Annotated in this window: 16 protein-coding genes and 1 pseudogene; 14 read left to right on the plus strand and 3 right to left on the minus strand. The window is 44.8% G+C overall.

Translation table 11 applies throughout. From position 1 onward, the window contains the following. The coding region (locus SSCH_RS02380) for a glycosyltransferase (RefSeq protein ID WP_232294165.1) at positions 1-632 on the plus strand (632 nt) is incomplete at its 5' end. Between the two features lie 322 nt (positions 633-954). On the opposite strand, the gene SSCH_RS02385 is transcribed toward SSCH_RS02380, so the two are convergent. From SSCH_RS02385 to SSCH_RS02400, 3 genes are all read right to left on the minus strand, one after another. Continuing rightward, positions 955-1,575: a GerMN domain-containing protein gene (locus SSCH_RS02385; RefSeq protein WP_232294166.1), complete on the minus strand. Its 621-nt coding sequence runs from the start codon at positions 1,573-1,575 to the stop codon at positions 955-957. Positions 1,576-1,964: 389 nt separating this feature from the next. Further along, on the minus strand, positions 1,965-3,392 hold the full coding sequence (locus tag SSCH_RS02395; protein ID WP_052835217.1) for a sensor histidine kinase: 1,428 nt from the start codon (positions 3,390-3,392) through the stop codon (positions 1,965-1,967). Further along, positions 3,389-4,078, minus strand: a complete 690-nt coding sequence (locus tag SSCH_RS02400) for a response regulator transcription factor (RefSeq protein ID WP_044664075.1) — start codon at positions 4,076-4,078, stop codon at positions 3,389-3,391. The genes SSCH_RS02395 and SSCH_RS02400 overlap by 4 nt, the downstream gene beginning before the upstream one ends. A 517-nt stretch (positions 4,079-4,595) precedes the next feature. Between SSCH_RS02400 and SSCH_RS02405 the strand changes: the two genes are divergently transcribed. From SSCH_RS02405 to SSCH_RS02455, 13 genes and pseudogenes are all read left to right on the plus strand, one after another. Further along, positions 4,596-5,462: a YveK family protein gene (locus tag SSCH_RS02405; protein ID WP_044664076.1), complete on the plus strand. Its 867-nt coding sequence runs from the start codon at positions 4,596-4,598 to the stop codon at positions 5,460-5,462. Then, on the plus strand, positions 5,459-7,522 hold the full coding sequence (locus tag SSCH_RS02410; RefSeq protein WP_232294167.1) for a polysaccharide biosynthesis protein: 2,064 nt from the start codon (positions 5,459-5,461) through the stop codon (positions 7,520-7,522). The genes SSCH_RS02405 and SSCH_RS02410 overlap by 4 nt, the downstream gene beginning before the upstream one ends. 95 nt (positions 7,523-7,617) lie before the next feature. Then, entirely contained in the window at positions 7,618-8,835 is a 1,218-nt protein-coding gene (locus tag SSCH_RS02415) for a nucleotide sugar dehydrogenase (RefSeq protein ID WP_232294168.1), read from the plus strand. Further along, positions 8,829-8,957: a hypothetical protein gene (locus tag SSCH_RS22205; RefSeq protein ID WP_269746098.1), complete on the plus strand. Its 129-nt coding sequence runs from the start codon at positions 8,829-8,831 to the stop codon at positions 8,955-8,957. The genes SSCH_RS02415 and SSCH_RS22205 overlap by 7 nt, the downstream gene beginning before the upstream one ends. A 15-nt stretch (positions 8,958-8,972) precedes the next feature. Further along, positions 8,973-10,598: pseudogene (locus SSCH_RS22210) on the plus strand (DegT/DnrJ/EryC1/StrS family aminotransferase); the annotation flags it as partial. Positions 10,599-10,692: 94 nt separating this feature from the next. Beyond that, entirely contained in the window at positions 10,693-10,869 is a 177-nt protein-coding gene (locus SSCH_RS22215) for a DegT/DnrJ/EryC1/StrS family aminotransferase (RefSeq protein WP_332306883.1), read from the plus strand. Further along, positions 10,870-11,895, plus strand: coding sequence for a Gfo/Idh/MocA family protein (locus SSCH_RS02425; protein WP_044664077.1), 1,026 nt, complete (start codon positions 10,870-10,872; stop codon positions 11,893-11,895). Between the two features lie 46 nt (positions 11,896-11,941). Further along, the gene (locus SSCH_RS02430) at positions 11,942-12,913 is read left to right on the plus strand and encodes an NAD-dependent 4,6-dehydratase LegB (RefSeq protein ID WP_044664078.1); all 972 of its coding nucleotides are present in this window, start codon (positions 11,942-11,944) and stop codon (positions 12,911-12,913) included. Continuing rightward, complete coding sequence (locus tag SSCH_RS02435) at positions 12,906-14,030, plus strand: LegC family aminotransferase (RefSeq protein WP_044664079.1); 1,125 nt, start codon at positions 12,906-12,908, stop codon at positions 14,028-14,030. The genes SSCH_RS02430 and SSCH_RS02435 overlap by 8 nt, the downstream gene beginning before the upstream one ends. Continuing rightward, positions 14,006-14,695, plus strand: a complete 690-nt coding sequence (locus tag SSCH_RS02440; protein ID WP_052835219.1) for an acetyltransferase — start codon at positions 14,006-14,008, stop codon at positions 14,693-14,695. The genes SSCH_RS02435 and SSCH_RS02440 overlap by 25 nt, the downstream gene beginning before the upstream one ends. After that, positions 14,688-15,737 (plus strand): UDP-N-acetylglucosamine 2-epimerase, encoded by a 1,050-nt coding sequence (neuC, locus tag SSCH_RS02445; RefSeq protein WP_052835220.1) that lies wholly within the window; start codon positions 14,688-14,690, stop codon positions 15,735-15,737. The genes SSCH_RS02440 and neuC overlap by 8 nt, the downstream gene beginning before the upstream one ends. A gap of 144 nt (positions 15,738-15,881) precedes the next feature. Next, positions 15,882-16,892 (plus strand): N-acetylneuraminate synthase, encoded by a 1,011-nt coding sequence (neuB, locus tag SSCH_RS02450; RefSeq protein ID WP_044664080.1) that lies wholly within the window; start codon positions 15,882-15,884, stop codon positions 16,890-16,892. Between the two features lie 58 nt (positions 16,893-16,950). Continuing rightward, complete coding sequence (locus tag SSCH_RS02455; RefSeq protein ID WP_052835221.1) at positions 16,951-17,733, plus strand: sugar phosphate nucleotidyltransferase; 783 nt, start codon at positions 16,951-16,953, stop codon at positions 17,731-17,733. Positions 17,734-18,148: the final 415 nt, after the last annotated feature.

The raw sequence follows: 18,148 nt of genomic DNA on the forward strand, positions 1-18,148 counted from the left end.
CATATCACAGTATTGAATATGCCGTTAACCTCACAAGCTGCTGCAGATCAATGAAACAAAATAACTCTACACCGACCCTGGGGACTGATATCGGTGGTGTAGCTGAGCGAGGGAGTATGATTACTCTGGAAGCCTTAAACATACTTAAAGAGAAGGGATATCACGTCAATTGGGAGTGCATAGGCCACTCAGATGAGTCGCATCAAAAGAGACTCTTTGAAATTATTGATGGATACGAATTAAAGGGAGTCCAGCTGAGGGGCTATCTCTTGCCTGCTGAAGGCTGGCGGATTATTGCCCGCTGTCATATAGGATTGGCTCTTTTGAAACCGATCCCCAATTATTATGAATCATACCCCACGAAACTGTTCGAATACATGGCTCTGGGGCTGCCTGTGATCATATCTGATTTTCCGTTGTACCGCAGAATTGTTGAAAAAGAGCAGTGTGGGCTCTGTGTTAACCCAGAATCCACAGAAGAGATCGCCCAGGCTGTTCAGTGGCTGCTTGATAACCCGGGTGAGGCAGAAGCTATGGGAAAGCGTGGGCAAGATGCCACACTGGAAAAGTATAACTGGGAGCAAGAGCAGAGCAAATTATTAGATTTCTATCGATCTTTATTGGAAAAATAACTGGGACAAAAAGAGATCGGTTTTGCTTGAAACCTAGATTCCCGGGAACACGTAACGAGGATGGTATAAACCCGCATAAATATTGGAAAGTGACATCGTTATGTGTTTTTATCATAACGATGGTTTTTAAAGACAGCTGAGGCTTTAAACCCTTGATTTTATTAGATTTTAGCTGGATCCTCGTTATGAATCGGCGGGAATCCAGGTTGAAAATAAAAACAGGGACCAAAAAAAGAATCGGCTTTACTGGAAAAATAAAAACCGGCCCAAAAAATGGACCGGTTTAATAACAGGATTAGTGCAGCTCTGGGCAATAGAGCTGCTATTCTTTTACCATCGTCCAGTTAGGAGATATAGGTTCTGTTGTATCAGCATGCCCTAAGATGGACTCCTGTTTCTTCCCTTCTAGGAGAAACTGTACTTTATCAATATCCGGCAGTTTGACCAGAGAATTGGTGATCGAGTAGAGTGTCATCGCCTCTCCTGCCGAGCCGCCCCAATGCTTGGTCTGGAATTCCTTGTTGAAGTTCACATAAGCCACACCATCCACAACTTCAACAGAGATCAGTTTTGCTTCCTTCGGCACAGTCATAAAAAGGTCGGCATTGCGCGGCCCCTTGATCAGTTCAGCTATCACGACTTCCTCCAGTTTATTGTTTCCTACCACTACCTCCCGCTTCTCCGGAACCAGGTACATTGCCTCTTTGTCCCCGAAGTAAAGAGTGACCTTTTCTTTGGTCTCTTTAGGCTCTGCACTTATATCAGGTTTCGATGTGCCGTTTTTCTGTTCATTTTCATCTGTTGACTTAGCTATTTTTGTTTGGTTGTTCGGTGGCTGCTCAGAGGTTTCCTGGTTCTTGCATCCGGCAAGAGTAAAAAGAACAGTCAGTGACAGGATCAGCATTCCCATTCCGATTTTCCAGGCCAGCCGTCTGCTCAACATATGACACCCCTCCTTTTTTTGACACACTATGAGGACGCTAAACAGAGTATAGCAGGTAAATGTTTCAGGAGTATCAGAGAATGTTACAAATTTATTACAGGATCACATATACAGAATCATATATAGTGTTGAAGTTTTTGATGAATAAATCTGTGTTTTTAAATTGTAGTTTCCCTAGAAATACCAACCACTGCTTTGTATAAAAATATATTTGTATTATTCTTGTTTGAAAACTTAATTCCTGTCTGATTTTGCTTTCCCCGATATATAGTAAACCAGAAAGTATTTGATTGTATTTTGTAGCAGTGGGGGGCTCGGGTACAAGTATCAAAGGAGTGATCATTATATACGCCGGGTTTCAGATATTATTGGCTGCTCAGTAGTTTTGCTCAAATGGCAGGGTATGACTGATGTTTAGGAAAACGAACCTCAAATGTAGTTCCTTGCCCGGGCTTACTTTTCACATCGATTGTTCCCCCATGGCAATGCACCGCCTGGCGTGTAATAGCCAGACCAAGTCCAGTGCCCCCGGTTTCGCGGTTGCGGTCCTCATCTACTCTGTAGAATCTGTCGAAGATTCGGGGAAGATCCTCTGCAGAGATGCCGATCCCAGTATCCGTTACCCTGACCACAAGGGAGTCCTCTTCAATATCTGCTGTTACCGTAACCAGGCCGCCCCTGGGAGTGTAGCGTATGGCATTGCTGATAAGGTTAAGAAAGATGCAGGTAAAAAGGTCCTTGTTCAACTGCCATAACACCTCTCCATCAGATCCAACCTGTACCTGGATGTCGATGCCTTTTTGCAGAGCTTCTCCTGCAGTCAAGCCTTTGATGTGTCTAAGGAGTTCCCCTACCAGGTAGTCATTGAAAGAAACAGAGTGGTCGGGGTCCTGTAGTTTAGCCAGCTGAAACATGTCATTGACAAGAGCAGCCATCCGGTCGACCTCAGAGCTGATGTCTTGGAGAAAGTCTCTGTAGACTGCCGGATCCTGTTCTTGGCTGTCGATGAGGGATTGAGAAAGGACCTTGATGGAGCTGAGGGGTGTTTTTAGTTCATGAGAGGCATCTGACAGAAAATGGCGCAGTGTGCGGTCAGCCTCCTCCAATTTAGCTGCCATATCATTAAAATCCTCTGCCAGCAGGCCGATTTCGTCTTTGCTGTTGATACTGACGCGTTGGTCAAGGTGCCCTTCTGATACCCTGCGCACCGCAGCTGCAAGCCTATTGATCGGGCTGGCGAAGTGTGCTGCTAAAAGCAGGCTGACCAGAAGTGCCGCCAGCCCCCCCACTGTAGAATAGAAACTCATCAATCTGCGGATTCCTTCCAGGTCAGCGTAGATCTCTTCCAGGCTGGTTACCAGCATTACCGCTCCGGCTGTTTTTTCATCACGGATGATCGGTACAACAGCATAAAGCACCCGCTCACCGTTTTTCAACTCGTGAACACCGGTTTTTTCTTGCCCTTTCAAGGCTAACTTCACTTCTTCAAAGGTTAGGCTCCGTTCTTCTAGCCATTCTTCAGCAAAGGAATCAGCAGCAACCTTTCCCTTCCTGTCAAGGACGATGATCCTGGACTGCATCTGTTCGCTATACTGTTTGATGAAGCTGATAGTTTGTTCGTTTTCAGACAAAAGATAATCCTGCCCGGCCAGAGCGATAATGTTAGCATTGGCCAGGGTTTTTGCTTCCTGATCCGCCAGATAGTTCCCTTCCAGTGCCCGAATGACCTGACTGTTGATCAGAAGGAGGATGATGGCGATTACCACAAGGTAAGTCACTGCCAGTTTGGTGTGTATTTTAAAACGAGGCCTTTTCACTGTTTATGTGCTTCCCCCTCAAAGGCATAACCGACACCCCACCTGGTAATAATCCAGCGGGGATGTGCAGGATCCGGTTCGATCTTTTCCCGCACCCGCCTGATATAAACATCAACAACCCGTGTGTCTCCGAAATAATCATGCCCCCAGACCTGTTCCAGAAGCATTTCTCTGGTAAAGGTAAAGCCTGAGCGCCTGGCCATTGTGATGAGCAGATCGAATTCCCGCACCGAAAGGTCCGCTGTTTTACCTTTGACTGTTACCAGGCGGCGGTCTAGGTCAATATGTAATTCACCAAATTTAAGCTTACCCGTCTGGGCAGTGGTTGAGGCTCTACGCAAAACTGCGCGTATTCTAGCCACCAACTCCCTTGGGTTAAAGGGCTTCGCCATATAGTCATCAGCACCGAGCTCCAGCCCAATAATCTTATCTACATCATCCCCTTTAGCAGTCAGCATAATAATAGGAGTTTTATTTCCCTGCTGTCTAATGCGGCGGCAAACAGCCAAGCCGTCTACCTTGGGCAGCATTAAGTCGAGAATGATGATATCCACCCTGCTGTCACGCAGGAAATCCAATGCCTCCTGGCCGTCATAGGCGGCGTAGACTTCGAAGCCTTCTCTCTCCAGGGTGTATTTTAGTCCTTTGACGAGTGATCTTTCGTCATCGACGATCAGTATTTGCAATGGAATCCCTCCGGGGGTAAAAATATCATTTGCTTTCCTGGATATTTAATTACACTTGTATTATTCTTGTTAGAGAGTTATATTCCTGTTAGGTTTTATTGCTAAGATTTTTATAGTTTCTAAAACAGTAAGCTAAAATACAAGACGGACCATCAAGTTAAGCTTAACAATGATGCCGGCTTATTTTGTGAGATGGATACTCATGCTTTCTTGGCCTACCACCAGTAAATATGAAACACCCAAGCTCATAACATTATTATCAAGATGGCAAAAGACAGGAACTTTAGCATAAAGCAATAAAGCAAGCCTGGCCCCGGTTGGTCAGTAAGGTTGTTGTGTAGATAATGATATTTTGTTTGATAGGGCACAAAACACTCAAGCAGGATTCGGTCTTTTTTTTGTTGAATGATACAATAATTGTTGGAAACCTTGTGTTAGTACAGTTGGGTTATGTTAATTAAATATGGTAATAGGATATTGATAATAAGCCGGTACAGAATGTAGGGGAGGTTATACTGTGGATAAATCCGAACAATCTAAATCTACAAAATCTACAAGATCTTTCTCTGAAGGTGTCTATGAAGATGAAATAAACCTGAGGGATTTAATCGGTGTGCTCTGGAATTGGCGTAAACTAATTTTGGCGATATTTCTGGTGTCATTATTGATAGGGGCAGTGTATTCATTTGCGGCAACTCCTGTCTACCAGGTTCAAGCAAAAGTATCGCTGGGCAATTACCTGGATAAAACTGCTGCTCGACCACTGGTTTCACCTGAAGAAGCCAAGGAGATTCTATCGGGCAGCGGCTTCCTGGAAGAGGCCTTAAATGGAGTGCCATCTAAGGTACAGGGGTTACAGGTTACACCTGTTACAGGCACGAACATTATAAAGATCAGTTGTGAAACAAACAATCCAAAACAGGGAGACGTTCTATTAAATAAAATTACCGGCTGTTTCACAGACCAGGTTAGTGTAGAGTTTGAACAGCAGCAGAATCTTATGAAATCTGAGCTCAAACGCATAGAAGCAGATATAACAGAGGTTAATGACAATATCAAACTGAACCGTGAATTGCTGAGCAGCTTTGCTAAAGCTGAGCCGCCCAGTGCTGTTGAAGTGCAGCAGGAGGCGCGACTGCTGGATACGCTGGTTTCCTTTTCTAATCAGCGAGAAGTCCTTATGCAAAAGAAACTGGAACTGGAGCAGAAGTTAAAATCCAATCAGGGTGTCCAGATTATTGAAAAGCCTGCTGCATCCTCTTCACCTGTGCGCCCCCGCAAAAAACTGAATATTGCTTTGGCTGGGGTAATAGGTCTCATGATTGGGATTTTTGCTGCATTTACTGTCGACTATTTTAAACGGAATCCTCTCAAAACGAATTGACGGCGGTTTGTGAAAAGTCGGCAGAGACCAACTCCTGGCTAATAAAGACTACAGATACGGTTATTTATATCGAGCAAACTGTTGGTTGTCCGTTAATCGACAACCTTATAGAGGTGGAGAAATTGGAACGTGTGCTGCGAACAGGCCTTTTTCTATTGTTTGATGCCCTATTTATCAATATAGCTTACCTGGGTGCATTAGCTCTTCGCTTTGATGCTGTGATCCCCAGGGAGTATACGGTACATTATCCCGTTTTTGCCGTAGTGGTAACTATTACTACTATTGCGGTTTATTACTTTTGTGGATTATACAGGAAGATGTGGCAGTATGCCAGTGTCAGGGAAATGTACAATGTCTTGATCGGTGTTACTGCTGCCAGTTTAGTTGTTATTGCTGTGTCCTACATTTTCATCTATCCGGAAAGTGTTATGAAGCCCATGCCGCGCAGCATTTACCCCATTGCCTGGCTGTTGAATCTGGGTTTAACGGGCGGCAGCAGATTTGGACTCCGTTCCCTGCGTGAATACCGTAATGGCGCAGGAAAGGATAAGGATCCGTTAACTAGCAAAACTGTGAATATGAAGCGTGCTTTAATTGTCGGTGCCGGAGAGGCGGGTGCAATGGTGGCACGTGAACTGCGGAACCACCCGACTCTGGCAATGGAGCCGGTTGGCTTTATTGATGATGACTACCGAAAGCAGGGCTTTGACCTGTATAGTATCCCGGTTTTGGGCAGGAGAGAGGATATCCCCCGGCTCGTCGATGAATACCGGGTTAATGATGTTATTATTGCTATGCCTTCTGCACCCGGGCAAGTAATTCGGGGAATTGTGGAGATCTGTAAAGAGACAAAAGTAAGTGTTAAGACTCTCCCAGGGGTTTATGATTTAATTGATGGCAAGGTATCGGTCAGTCAGCTGCGGGATGTGCAGTTGGAGGACCTGTTAGGAAGAGATCCTGTACAATTGGATATGGACAGCATAGCCGCCTATCTGGAGGGAAAGGTGGTTATGGTTAGCGGAGCAGGGGGGTCTATCGGCTCCGAGCTCTGCCGCCAGGTTGCTCGTTTTCGGCCACACACTCTGGTTCTTTTGGATAATACAGAGAATAACCTGTTTGATATCGAGCAGGAACTTACTGGGCGATTCCCTGATCTCAGTCAGTATGGAGAGCTGGCAGATATCAGGGATGAAAGGCATATCAAACAGGTTTTTGAGCGTTATTCCCCACAGGTGGTCTTTCATGCGGCGGCTTATAAACATGTTCCTTTGATGGAGCGTTTCCCGGAGCATGCTATCTCCAATAATATATATGGTACATATAATGTAGCAGCAACAGCCAAAAAGTATGGCTGTGAAACCTTTATTTTCGTATCTACAGATAAAGCAGTGAACCCCACCAGTGTGATGGGTGCCTCAAAACGGGCGGCAGAACTGGTGGTACAGCATTTTAATGAAATGTGCAGAAAAGAAAATTTGAACAGCCGCTTTGCTGCGGTACGATTTGGTAATGTTCTTGGGAGCAGGGGGAGTGTAATTCCTACATTTAAGCGCCAGATTTCTGAGGGCGGACCAGTCACTGTGACACACCCGGATATGGTGCGCTATTTTATGACTATTCCTGAGGCGGTTCAGCTGATCATCCAGGCAGGTTCTTTTGCCAGGGGTGGAGAAATTTTCGTTTTGGATATGGGGGAACCTGTACGCATTATTGACCTTGCGCGGGACCTGATTCGGCTTTCAGGGCTGACACCGGATAAGGATATCGAAATTAAGTTTACCGGAATCCGTCCTGGCGAAAAGCTGCGTGAAGAGTTATTTACCGACCAGGAAAAGATGGGTGCTACCAAGTACAGCCGGATCTTTGTGGCTCACAACGGTGACACCTATCTGGATGATGCACAAATGCTGGTGAGCAAGGTGCTCCAGGGGTATGGGCTGAATGATTCCTGTGAAGCAAGAGAACTGTTAACTGCATTATTTCCAGCTGTTAAACATGAGCAGGCTCCCATACAATTGGAGGTATCGCAGCAATTGGCTCAGGTTTGTGAAGAATATTAAGGAAAAGCACTTGTGAAAAGAGGAACAAGCCTGGTTTTTGCCGAAACTATATAGCTGTTCTTTATTCTAATTCAAAATATTCAGGAGGAAGTCAAATGCCGGACAAAAAACAAGATATAACTGCTACAGAACTCAAAGAAAAAATCCGCAGCAAATCTGCTGTAGTATCAGTGATCGGTCTTGGTTATGTCGGACTGCCTTTAGCAGTGGAAAAGGCCAAAGTAGGCTTTAAGGTTTTAGGGGTGGAGCAGAATCCTGAGCGAGCGGATATGATCAACCGCGGGGAAAACTACATCGGTGATGTCAAGGATAACGAACTAAAAGATCTTGTGCAAAAAGGGCTGCTCTCAGCAAGCACCAGTTTTGACTGTTTGCCAAATGCTGATGTGATTATTATCTGTGTGCCGACACCCCTCACAGTAAACTTTGACCCCGACATTTCCTACATTGTCAGTGTCTGTGAGGAGATCGCACAAAGGCTGCGGCCGGGGCAGCTGGTCACCCTGGAGAGCACTACATTCCCAGGTACCACAGAAGAAGTAATGCTGCCGCTGCTGCAGAAGAGCGGCTTGAAAATAGGAGAGGAGTTTTTCCTGGCTTTTTCACCGGAGAGGGTAGACCCCGGCAATAAGCGCTATACCACAAAAAACACATCAAAGGTTGTCGGCGGTGTGACACCAACCTGCCTGGATGTAGCAAAGACATTTTACGACCAGACAATTATCAATGTGGTGCCTGTCTCCAGTCCATCTATTGCTGAGATGACCAAGGTTTTTGAAAACACCTACAGGTCAATAAATATTGCCTTGGTCAATGAAATAATGCTGCTCTGTGACCGGATGGGATTGGATGTCTGGGAGGTTGTGGAAGCCGCCGGGACTAAGCCTTTTGGGATCCAGACCTTCTACCCAGGGCCTGGTGTAGGTGGGCACTGTATCCCCATTGACCCCTTTTATCTCACCTGGAGGGCGCGCCAGTTTGACTTCCATACCCGTTTTATTGAGCTGGCAGGGGAGATCAATATTCAGGCTTCCTACCATGTGGTTGATGTTGTTTTCAAGACACTGAACAAGGCAGGAAAGTGCCTGAATGGTTCCAAAATCCTAATACTTGGTGTTGCTTATAAGAAAGATATCAGCGATGTTCGCGAGTCACCTGCTTTGAAAATAATTGAACTGTTGCGGAAAGAGCATGCAGATGTTTCCTACCACGATCCCTGTGTGCCTCATCTCAGGCTCATGAGCCGTACAATTGGGAGATGGATGGTGTTTCTTTATCTGCTGAGAAACTGCAGGAGGCAGACTGTGTGTTGATTGCTACAGATCACTCGGATTTTGACTATGACTGGATCGTGGAAAACTCAAAGATTGTGGTGGATACACGGAATGCCACCAGGGGTGTTAAAAATCACCGGGATAAAATTGTTAAAATATAATGAAGTGGTGAAGAAATGATTTCAAAGACAGCTGTAATCCATACAGAAGCAGAGGTAAGCCCTGACTGCAGAATCGGGGATTACTGTGTTATTGAAAAGGGTGCAGTTATAGAGTCGGGTGTGGAGCTTGGCCACCATGTGGTTGTCCATGCGCAAACAAGGGTGGGTGCTGGCACCACAGCAGGGGATGGGTGTGTGTTGGGGCGTGTTCCCCGTCCTGCTGCAACAAGCACTGTTGTCCAGAGAGAACTGGACCCCCTTGTGATCGGCAAGAACTGCACTATCGGTATAGGTGTTGTTGTCTACCGGGGTACAGAGGTCAAAGATTTCTGTTTTCTGGGGGATTACGCATCTGTAAGGGAAGAGTGCAAACTGGGAGAAACCGTGCTTGTAGGGCAGCGGGTAGTAGTGGAAAACAGTGTGGAGATCGGTGATAACACCAAAATCCAGACCGGTGCCTACATCACAGCCTCTACGAAGATAGGAGAGAGTGTTTTTATCGCTCCAATGGTGACCACCACCAATGACAACTACATGGGGCGGACAGAAAAGCGTTTTGTGGATCGGTGTGGAGCCTCCTTTGAGAAGGGGTGCCGTGTGGGAGGAGGGGCAACGATCCTCCCTGGGGTTACCATTGGGGAAGAAGCCTTTATAGCTGCGGGCAGTTTGGTTACCAGAGATGTTCCCGGCTATCAGCTTGTCATGGGAGCCCCGGCGCGGCTTGTGCGCTCTGTTCCTGAGGAGGAGCTTATTTTTCAGCCAGAAGCAAAACAGGATGAAAAAACTTCTATTCCCAGTTTTGATTTAAAGCGCCAAAATGCTGAACTGCGCAAAGAAATAGCAGTTGCTCTGGATAAGACCATCGCAAGCGGCCAATTCATCCTGGGGGATCATGTTAAAGCCTTGGAAGAGGAGATTGCCCAACTCTGCGGCACCAAATATGGGATCGGGGTAGCCAATGGCAGTGATGCCTTACTCCTTGCCCTCCTGGCCTGCGGCGTTGGCCCAGGTGATGAGGTGATCACCACACCCTTCACCTTTTTCGCCACAGCGGGTTCGATCGTGCGTGCAGGAGCGGTCCCGGTTTTTGTGGATATCGATCCCAAAACATATAATATAGATGCCGAAAAGATTGAAGAAAAAATCACCTCCCGCACTAAGGCAATAATGCCTGTGCACCTTTTCGGACAGTCGGCAGCGATGGACAGAATCGTAGAGATTGCCCGAACAAAGGGCTTAAAGGTCATAGAAGATGCCGCTCAGGCACTGGGTGCAGAATACCTGGACAGGCCGGTAGGGAGTATGGGGGATGCGGGCTGTATCAGCTTTTTCCCTACCAAGAACCTGGGCTGCTTTGGTGATGGCGGGATGGTTGTCACTGATGATGATCAAATCGCGGCAAGGGTGCGCATGCTGCGGGTACATGGTACCAGGAAAAAATACTACCACGAATTGATGGGCATCAACAGCAGGCTTGATGCGATCCAGGCCGCTGTATTGCGGGTGAAACTGCCGCATTTTAAAGAGTGGCTAAAAAGAAGACAGGACAACGCAAAAATCTATGGGGATCTACTCAAGGCTGCGGGACTTCCAGTCAGCGGTTATGTGGAAACCCCCTATCATTTGCCGGGTGCTTTCCATACCTATAACCAGTATACGATAGCTGCCAGGAAACGAGATGAATTAAGGGGTTACCTGAGAGAGGCGGGGGATCGGGACAACAATTTACTATCCGTTGCCACTGCACCTGCAGCCTGTTTTCGAAAACAGGGGACATCAAGCAGGGGATTTTCCCCATGCAGAACAGGCAGCAGAAACTGTGCTCTCCCTTCCTATTTTTCCGGAGCTGACAGAAGAGGAAGTCAGGCTTGTTGTAGGAGCAATAATAGAATTTTATGGAGATGAAGCTTAAGTGAAGAAACTGAATTTCGGGATCATCGGCTGCGGCAGGATTGCTCACAAACACGCCGAAGCCATCAAAAAGAATGAAAAGGCAAACCTTTTATGTGTCTGTGACATACTTGAGGAGAGAGCTGCAGAGTATAAAGACAAATACGGAGCAGAGGCTCATTTTACCGATTACCGCAAAATGCTTGAGTATTCTGGCTTGGATGTGGTCAACATCTGTACCCCCAGCGGAATGCATGCTGAAATGGGAATAGCTGCGGCACAGGCCGGCAAGCACGTAATAGTAGAAAAGCCCATGGCCCTTTCTCTGAAAGATGCAGATGATCTGATTGGGGCCTGTGATGAGAGTGGGGTTAAGCTGGCTGTCTGTTTTCAGAATCGCTTCAATCCACCTGTACAGAAACTGCGGCGTGCCCTGGAGGAAGGAAGGTTCGGGAAACTCACTCACGCCAGCGCTATAGTCCGCTGGTTTCGCCCCCAGGACTACTATGACCAGGCGCCCTGGCGGGGAACCCGGGCTATGGATGGCGGTTGTTTAATGAACCAGTCGATCCACAACATCGACCTATTGCAGTGGATGATGGGTCCTGTGGAATCTGTTTTCGGCTACACTGCCACCAATCTAAGGAAGATTGAATGCGAAGATGTGGGTGTTGCGGTTTTAAAGTTTAAGAATGGTGCCCTGGGAGTAATTGAAGCCTCAACCACTATTTATCCTGAGAATCTGGAGGAGACACTGAACATTTTTGGAGAAAAGGGCACAGTGGTGCTGGGGGGCATTGCCGTCAATAAGATTGAAACCTGGAAGTTTGCGGATTCCACAGATGAGAATGGGGCTATAGACCAGCACCAGCAGGATGTTCCCAATGTTTATGGTTTTGGGCATGATGCCCTGGTCGAAGACTTCATACAGGCAGTCACCAATGACAGTAAACCATACATCGATGGTTGGGAAGGAAGAAAGGCATTGGAAATCGTGAAGGCTATCTACTTTTCGGTGACTTCAAATAAACAGATGCTGTTTTCTTAAAGGAGTAACTCGGATTATTTACTAACAGTATAGGGGGAACTAAAATTTGCGTATTTTAGTCACGGGTTCTGGCGGCTTTATTGGCTCCCATTTAACAGAAAGGTTGGTACAAGAGGGGTACGATGTGCGAGCCTTTCTTCACTATAATTCCTTGGGCCACTGGGGATGGCTGGAAGAAAGCTCTATTAGAAACCAAATTGATGTTTATTTGGGTGATATCAGGGATTATGACAGTGTCAGAGATGCAGTCAAAGGTGTCAACATAATTTTCCACCTTGCTGCCTTGATCGGGATTCCTTATTCTTATAAATCTCCATTGGCGTACATAAAGACGAACATAGAAGGTACATACAATGTATTACAAGCTGCACTGGATGAAGGTTGCAGTCGTGTAGTACATACATCTACATCTGAGGTTTATGGTACGGCGCAGTATGTACCGATAGATGAAGAACATCCCTTGCATGCACAGTCCCCTTATGCTGCAACCAAAATCTCCGCAGACCAGCTTGCTTTAAGTTTTTTCCGGTCCTTTAATTTGCCGGTAGTGGTAGCCCGTCCTTTTAATACATACGGACCGCGGCAGTCAGCGAGGGCAATTATTCCTACGGTAATTACCCAGGTGTTGAGCCGAGTTCCTGAAATCAAACTGGGTAATCTCTCCCCAACACGGGATTTTAACTATGTGAAGGATACTGTAAGTGGTTTTTTGGCGGTTGCCTTTTCCGAGCATGTAGAAGGTGAAGTTATAAATATCGGTAGTGGTGTAGAAATAAGCATCGGCGACTTGGTTCAGCTAATCAGCAAAATCATTGGTATTGATGCCAACGTTGTACAGGAAAAACAGCGTGTTCGCCCGGGTAAGAGTGAAGTAGAACGGTTGCTTTGTGATAATAAAAAGGTAAAACAACTTACGGACTGGGAAACAAAGTATTCTCTCGAAGAAGGTTTAAAGGAAACAGTAGAGTGGATAAAAAACAATTTGGAAAAATATAAACCTGGAATATATAATGTTTGAGGTGCAGAAGTTGAGCCAAATAAAAATCCCATTGGACTGGCCTAATATTGGAAGTCTGGAAAAAGAGTATGTCTTAAAAGCACTTGACAGCGGTTTTGTATCTACGGCGGGTCCCCTGGTAAAAGAATTTGAAGACGAATTTGCCGCATTTCTGGGTTGCAGAAACGCCGTCTCAGTGGTAAATGGGACCTGTGGACTACATCTTGCCTTGAGGCTTTTGAATATAGGGCCGGGTGATGAGGTTATTGTTCCTTCGTTGACCTTTATCGCCAGTATCAATCCAATAGCCTATGCAGGAGCAACACCGGTGGTCGTTGATGTCTCGGCAGATACCTGGACAATCGATCCACTGCAAATTGAAAAAGCAATTACCAGTAAAACCAGAGCAATAATTCCGGTCCACCTTTATGGTAACCCATCTGATATGGCAGCTATTATTGATATTGCCAGAAGGCATAATCTTTATATAATTGAAGATGCTACAGAATCTCTTGGAGCTACATATCAAGGTGAATATACGGGGAATTTAGGTGACATAGGTGTTTTCAGCTTTAACGGGAACAAATTAATAACAACCGGTGGTGGAGGGATGCTGGTAACTGCAAACGATGAATTAGCCAAAAAAGCGAGGCTGCTTGTAAACCAGGGGCGCCAGGCCGGACAAAGGGAATACATACACATGGAAATAGGGTATAACTACCGTTTAACCAATATCCAAGCAGCGTTGGGTCTTGCCCAAATGAAACGCTTGCCTGAGTTTTTGATAACAAAAAGGGCAAATACAGAGATATACATGGAAATGCTGGATGGGGTACCAGGTATTTCATGGCAGCAGGAATTACCAGGAGCAAAGAGCAGTTGGTGGTTCTTTTCCATAATAGTTGATGAGGGATTCAAGGAAAATAAGCAGTTCCTAATATCAAGATTAACTTCCAAAGGGATTCAGGTTCGCCTATTTTTTAAACCGCTCAACCAACAACCGTGTTATGTCAAGTACAATTTTATGAATTGTCCTGTGGCAGAGGATTTATATAATCGAGGCATTAATCTTCCGAGTGCCAGTTTTTTAACCACAGATGATGTGCATGAGGTATGCAGGGAACTGCTGAAAAGGTGAATAACATGAGTTTAATACCTCTCATTTTAATTGGTGCTGGTGGACATGCCGGTGTTGTACTTGATATTATTAATCAACTCAGGCAATATAAGGTGGTTGGTTGTACTGATTTCACCAAGAATAACCACCTTGGCCGCTATGGTGTAACATACTTGGGGAAAGACGATGTCTTGTTTGATTTGCAAAAAAAAGGCATTAACCATGCTGCACTGGGGGTAGCGGGGTTCAATAATGAGTTTAGAAAAAACCTGTATACTAAAATACTCGGTCTTGGCTTCCAATTTCCGGTTTTGCAACATCCCAATTCAACTGTTGCAAAAAATGTTGAAATCGGCCAGGGTTCAGTTATTATGGCCAACGCGGTAATCAATCCAGGGGTGAAGATCGAGGAGAATGTAATTATTAATACTGGAACTGTTATTGAACATGATTGTTATCTTTCACATTCCGCTCAGATTGGTCCAGGTGCAATACTCTGTGGGGATGTTAAAATAGGAAAAAGAGCCTTTGTCGGTGCAGGTGCCTGTATTATACAAGGAATCAGGATCGGAGAAGCTGCGATTGTTGGTGCCGGATCAGTGGTTATAAATGATGTTTTGCCAGGTACAACAGTTGTGGGGAATCCAGCCCATCATAATAATACGAGGTCTAAGCGAAATGCGTAAAATCATGGTTTTTACTTCAACAAGAGCGGAATATGGGTTATTAAAACCCACCCTAAAAATGATCCAGAACAGCCCGGACCTCAAACTAATACTGATAGTAGCCGGAGATCATCTTTTAATTCAAAAAGGGGGTACGATAAATGAAATCAGAGAGGATGGCCTTGAAATCACTGAAATTGTACCATATACACTTGCACATGACAGCTCTGAAGCGATATCAAAGTCAATTGGGCTGGCGACCATAGATTTAGCTACAATTTTGAGAAGGCATAACCCGGATATAATACTGCTTTTAGGGGATCGCTATGAACTGATGAGTATTGCAGTCTGTGCTCTCATTCAAAGAATTTCCCTGGCTCATATTGCAGGTGGCGAAACCACACAAGGTGCACTGGATGAACAGGTCCGTCATGCGTTAACCAAAATGTCACACCTTCATTTTGCAGCCACACGGGAGTATGGATGGCACATTCGCCAGATGGGTGAAGAATTGTGGCGCATTCATGTGGTAGGATCACCTGGCATCGAAAATATATATCGTGCTGATTACCTCAACTCTGAGGAGATTAAAGCATCGTATCATATTGATCCTGTAAAGCCAACAATGTTGGTTACTTTTCATCCCGAAACCCTGACTAAAGAAGGTTACACAAAACAGCAGCTAAAAGAACTAACAGATGCACTGGGGCAATTTCCGGATTTTCAGCAGGTAATTACCTACCCGGGAACTGAATCAGGGTATTTATTAATAATCAGGGCGTGGGAAGAATATGCTTCAAACCATCAAAATGTGATCCTCAAAAAAAGTCTGGGATCGCGCTGTTATTTAGGTTTAATGAGACATGTTGCAGTAGTTATTGGAAATTCCTCAAGCGGAGTAATTGAAGCACCTAGCTTTGGTGTGCCAACGGTTAATATAGGTGACCGGCAAAAGGGAAGGAGTAAGGCACAGAGCCAAATTGATGTAAGATGCAGAACCGGGGAGATCGTCAACGGGGTAAAAAAGGCACTCTTTGATGAGCAATTTAGGAAAGGGGTTTAAAGAGCGTTTCAAATCCGTACGATCCTTATGGTGACGGAAAAGTTAGTGAGCGAATTGTCGGTGTGCTAAAGAATGTTCCATTGGACAGAAAAATGCTTGAAAAGAGCCTGGATTTTCCATGCCCCGAAGAGGTGAAATATTTCCATGAATAATGTCTTTATTATAGCGGAGGCTGGGGTTAACCATAACGGAGATATAGGATTGGCCAAGCAACTGGTTGATGCCGCTCTGGTTGCCGGAGCGGATGCCGTTAAATTTCAGACTTTTAAGGCTGATCAAGTAGTAACAGGAGAGGCTGAAAGAGCGGAGTACCAAAAGAAAAATGTGCCTGATAAAGATGAAAGCCAACTGGAAATGATCAAGCGTTTAGAGATCAGCTTTGCGGATTTTAAGGAATTAAAAATCTATTGTGATAGAAAAGGAATCGCTTTTTTATCATCTCCATTTGATTTAGAAAGTATAGATTTTTTAGGTCAGTTGAATGTACCTTATTTTAAAATTCCTTCTGGAGAAATTACCAATCTTCCCTTCTTGCGCAAGATTGGACAATGGCACAAGAAAGTTATATTATCTACAGGTATGGCTACTCTGGGAGAAACAGAAAAAGCTATAGAGATTTTAAATGAAGCAGGTGCCAGGGATCTTATTTTAATGCACTGTACAACCAATTATCCTACACCCCCGGAAGAAGTAAATCTATTGGCTATGAAAACTCTTCAACAAGCCTTTGGATTACCGGTGGGATACTCAGATCATACGATGGGCACTGTTGTACCTGTAGCAGCAGTTACGCTGGGTGCAAGAGTTATAGAAAAACATTTTACACTTGACTGTAGCCTTGAAGGCCCCGACCATAAAGCTTCATTGGAACCAAGTGAATTTAAGGATATGATTGAAGCTATTCGTATAATTGAGAAGGCATTAGGGACAGGCATAAAAAAACCGGCTACAAGTGAACTGCAAATCATGAAAGATGTTCGCCGGAGTATTGTGGCGAGCTGTGATATCAGTGCAGGTGATGTAATTAATGAAAGCAATATCACTGTTAAAAGGCCGGGCACAGGGATATCGCCAATGATGTGGGACATTATTATTGGCAGAAAGGCCCGCTATGATATTCTAAAAGGCATGCTCTTAACCTGGCAGATGGTCTAATTAGAAAGCTTATCTCACTTGCAGTGCAAGTGTTGTTGAAGAGGTGGAGAAGCTTTGAGTGCAGCATATAAAAAAAGTACTTGTTGGACCAAATATTTCTATCAAAGAAGCCTTAAAAAAAATGGATCAGTCCACACTGCAAGTTCTTATTATTGTGGATGATATAGAGAAAGTATTGGGTATTGTGACAGACGGAGATGTAAGAAGAGCAGTGATCAACAACATAGATTTCACGAATCCTATACGATTAATCATGAATCCACATCCAATTACTATTCAATTTCCGATAGAAAAGCAAAAGGCCTTACAGGAAATGCGAAAACACGGAATTAGTCATCTTCCTGTTGTAAATGAAAATAAACAAATTAAAGATTTATTATTATTGAATGACTTTATCAAAGACGGGGAGCCCATCTACCTGCAAAAAACAACCCCTGTAGTTATTATGGCGGGAGGGAAAGGAACGAGACTTGACCCCTTTACAAAGATACTGCCAAAACCACTGATTCCTCTTGATAATAAACCGATCATTGAAGTGGTCATGGATAAATTTCGTAAATACGGGTTTACAAATTTCATTGTATCCTTGAATTATAAAGCAGAACTGATCAAAATGTATTTTGCGGAAAACCCAACTAATTTTGATATCGATTTTATTACAGAAGAGAGCTTTTTAGGTACAGCAGGTGGGCTTGCGCTGGCCAAGGATAAAATCAAAGATACCTTTATTCTATCCAATTGTGATGTTATTACGGATGCCAATCTTGATAGCTTACTAAAGTATCATAAAGAACGTCAAGGGATAGCAACCATTCTCAGAACCCGCGCTCCCATTATTTAACATGTCTACATTTTAACTGTTCCGGAATTTCCATTTATAGTACTTGGAGAAAGCGTAAAAAACTTATATCTTGTCGCCTCTCACTCCCAATGACGGGGGGAGAGGATTTTTTTCTTGCTTTTTATGACGTAAATGATGCATACTGATTGACATATGGATTATTTATTGACATGACAATCATCACGGAAGGATAAATAGCGAGAAGGGGAACCCCTATGGCACGCCCGCCAAGTCCCCCTTCCCTAAAAAACACTGAAATGATCTTACTCGAAACTCCTTTAACTGTCCAGTCTTATCTTGAATTATTTGCAGACGGTTGTCCGGAAAACCTACGACCAGTGGAATGACCCATCCTGTAAACGCTATGCGGAAGCTACACCGGCACGGGCATTACAAACCGCATGGTAATTCACCC

This window comes from Syntrophaceticus schinkii (assembly GCF_000946815.1).
GTDB classification, from domain to species: domain Bacteria; phylum Bacillota; class DSM-12270; order Thermacetogeniales; family Thermacetogeniaceae; genus Syntrophaceticus; species Syntrophaceticus schinkii.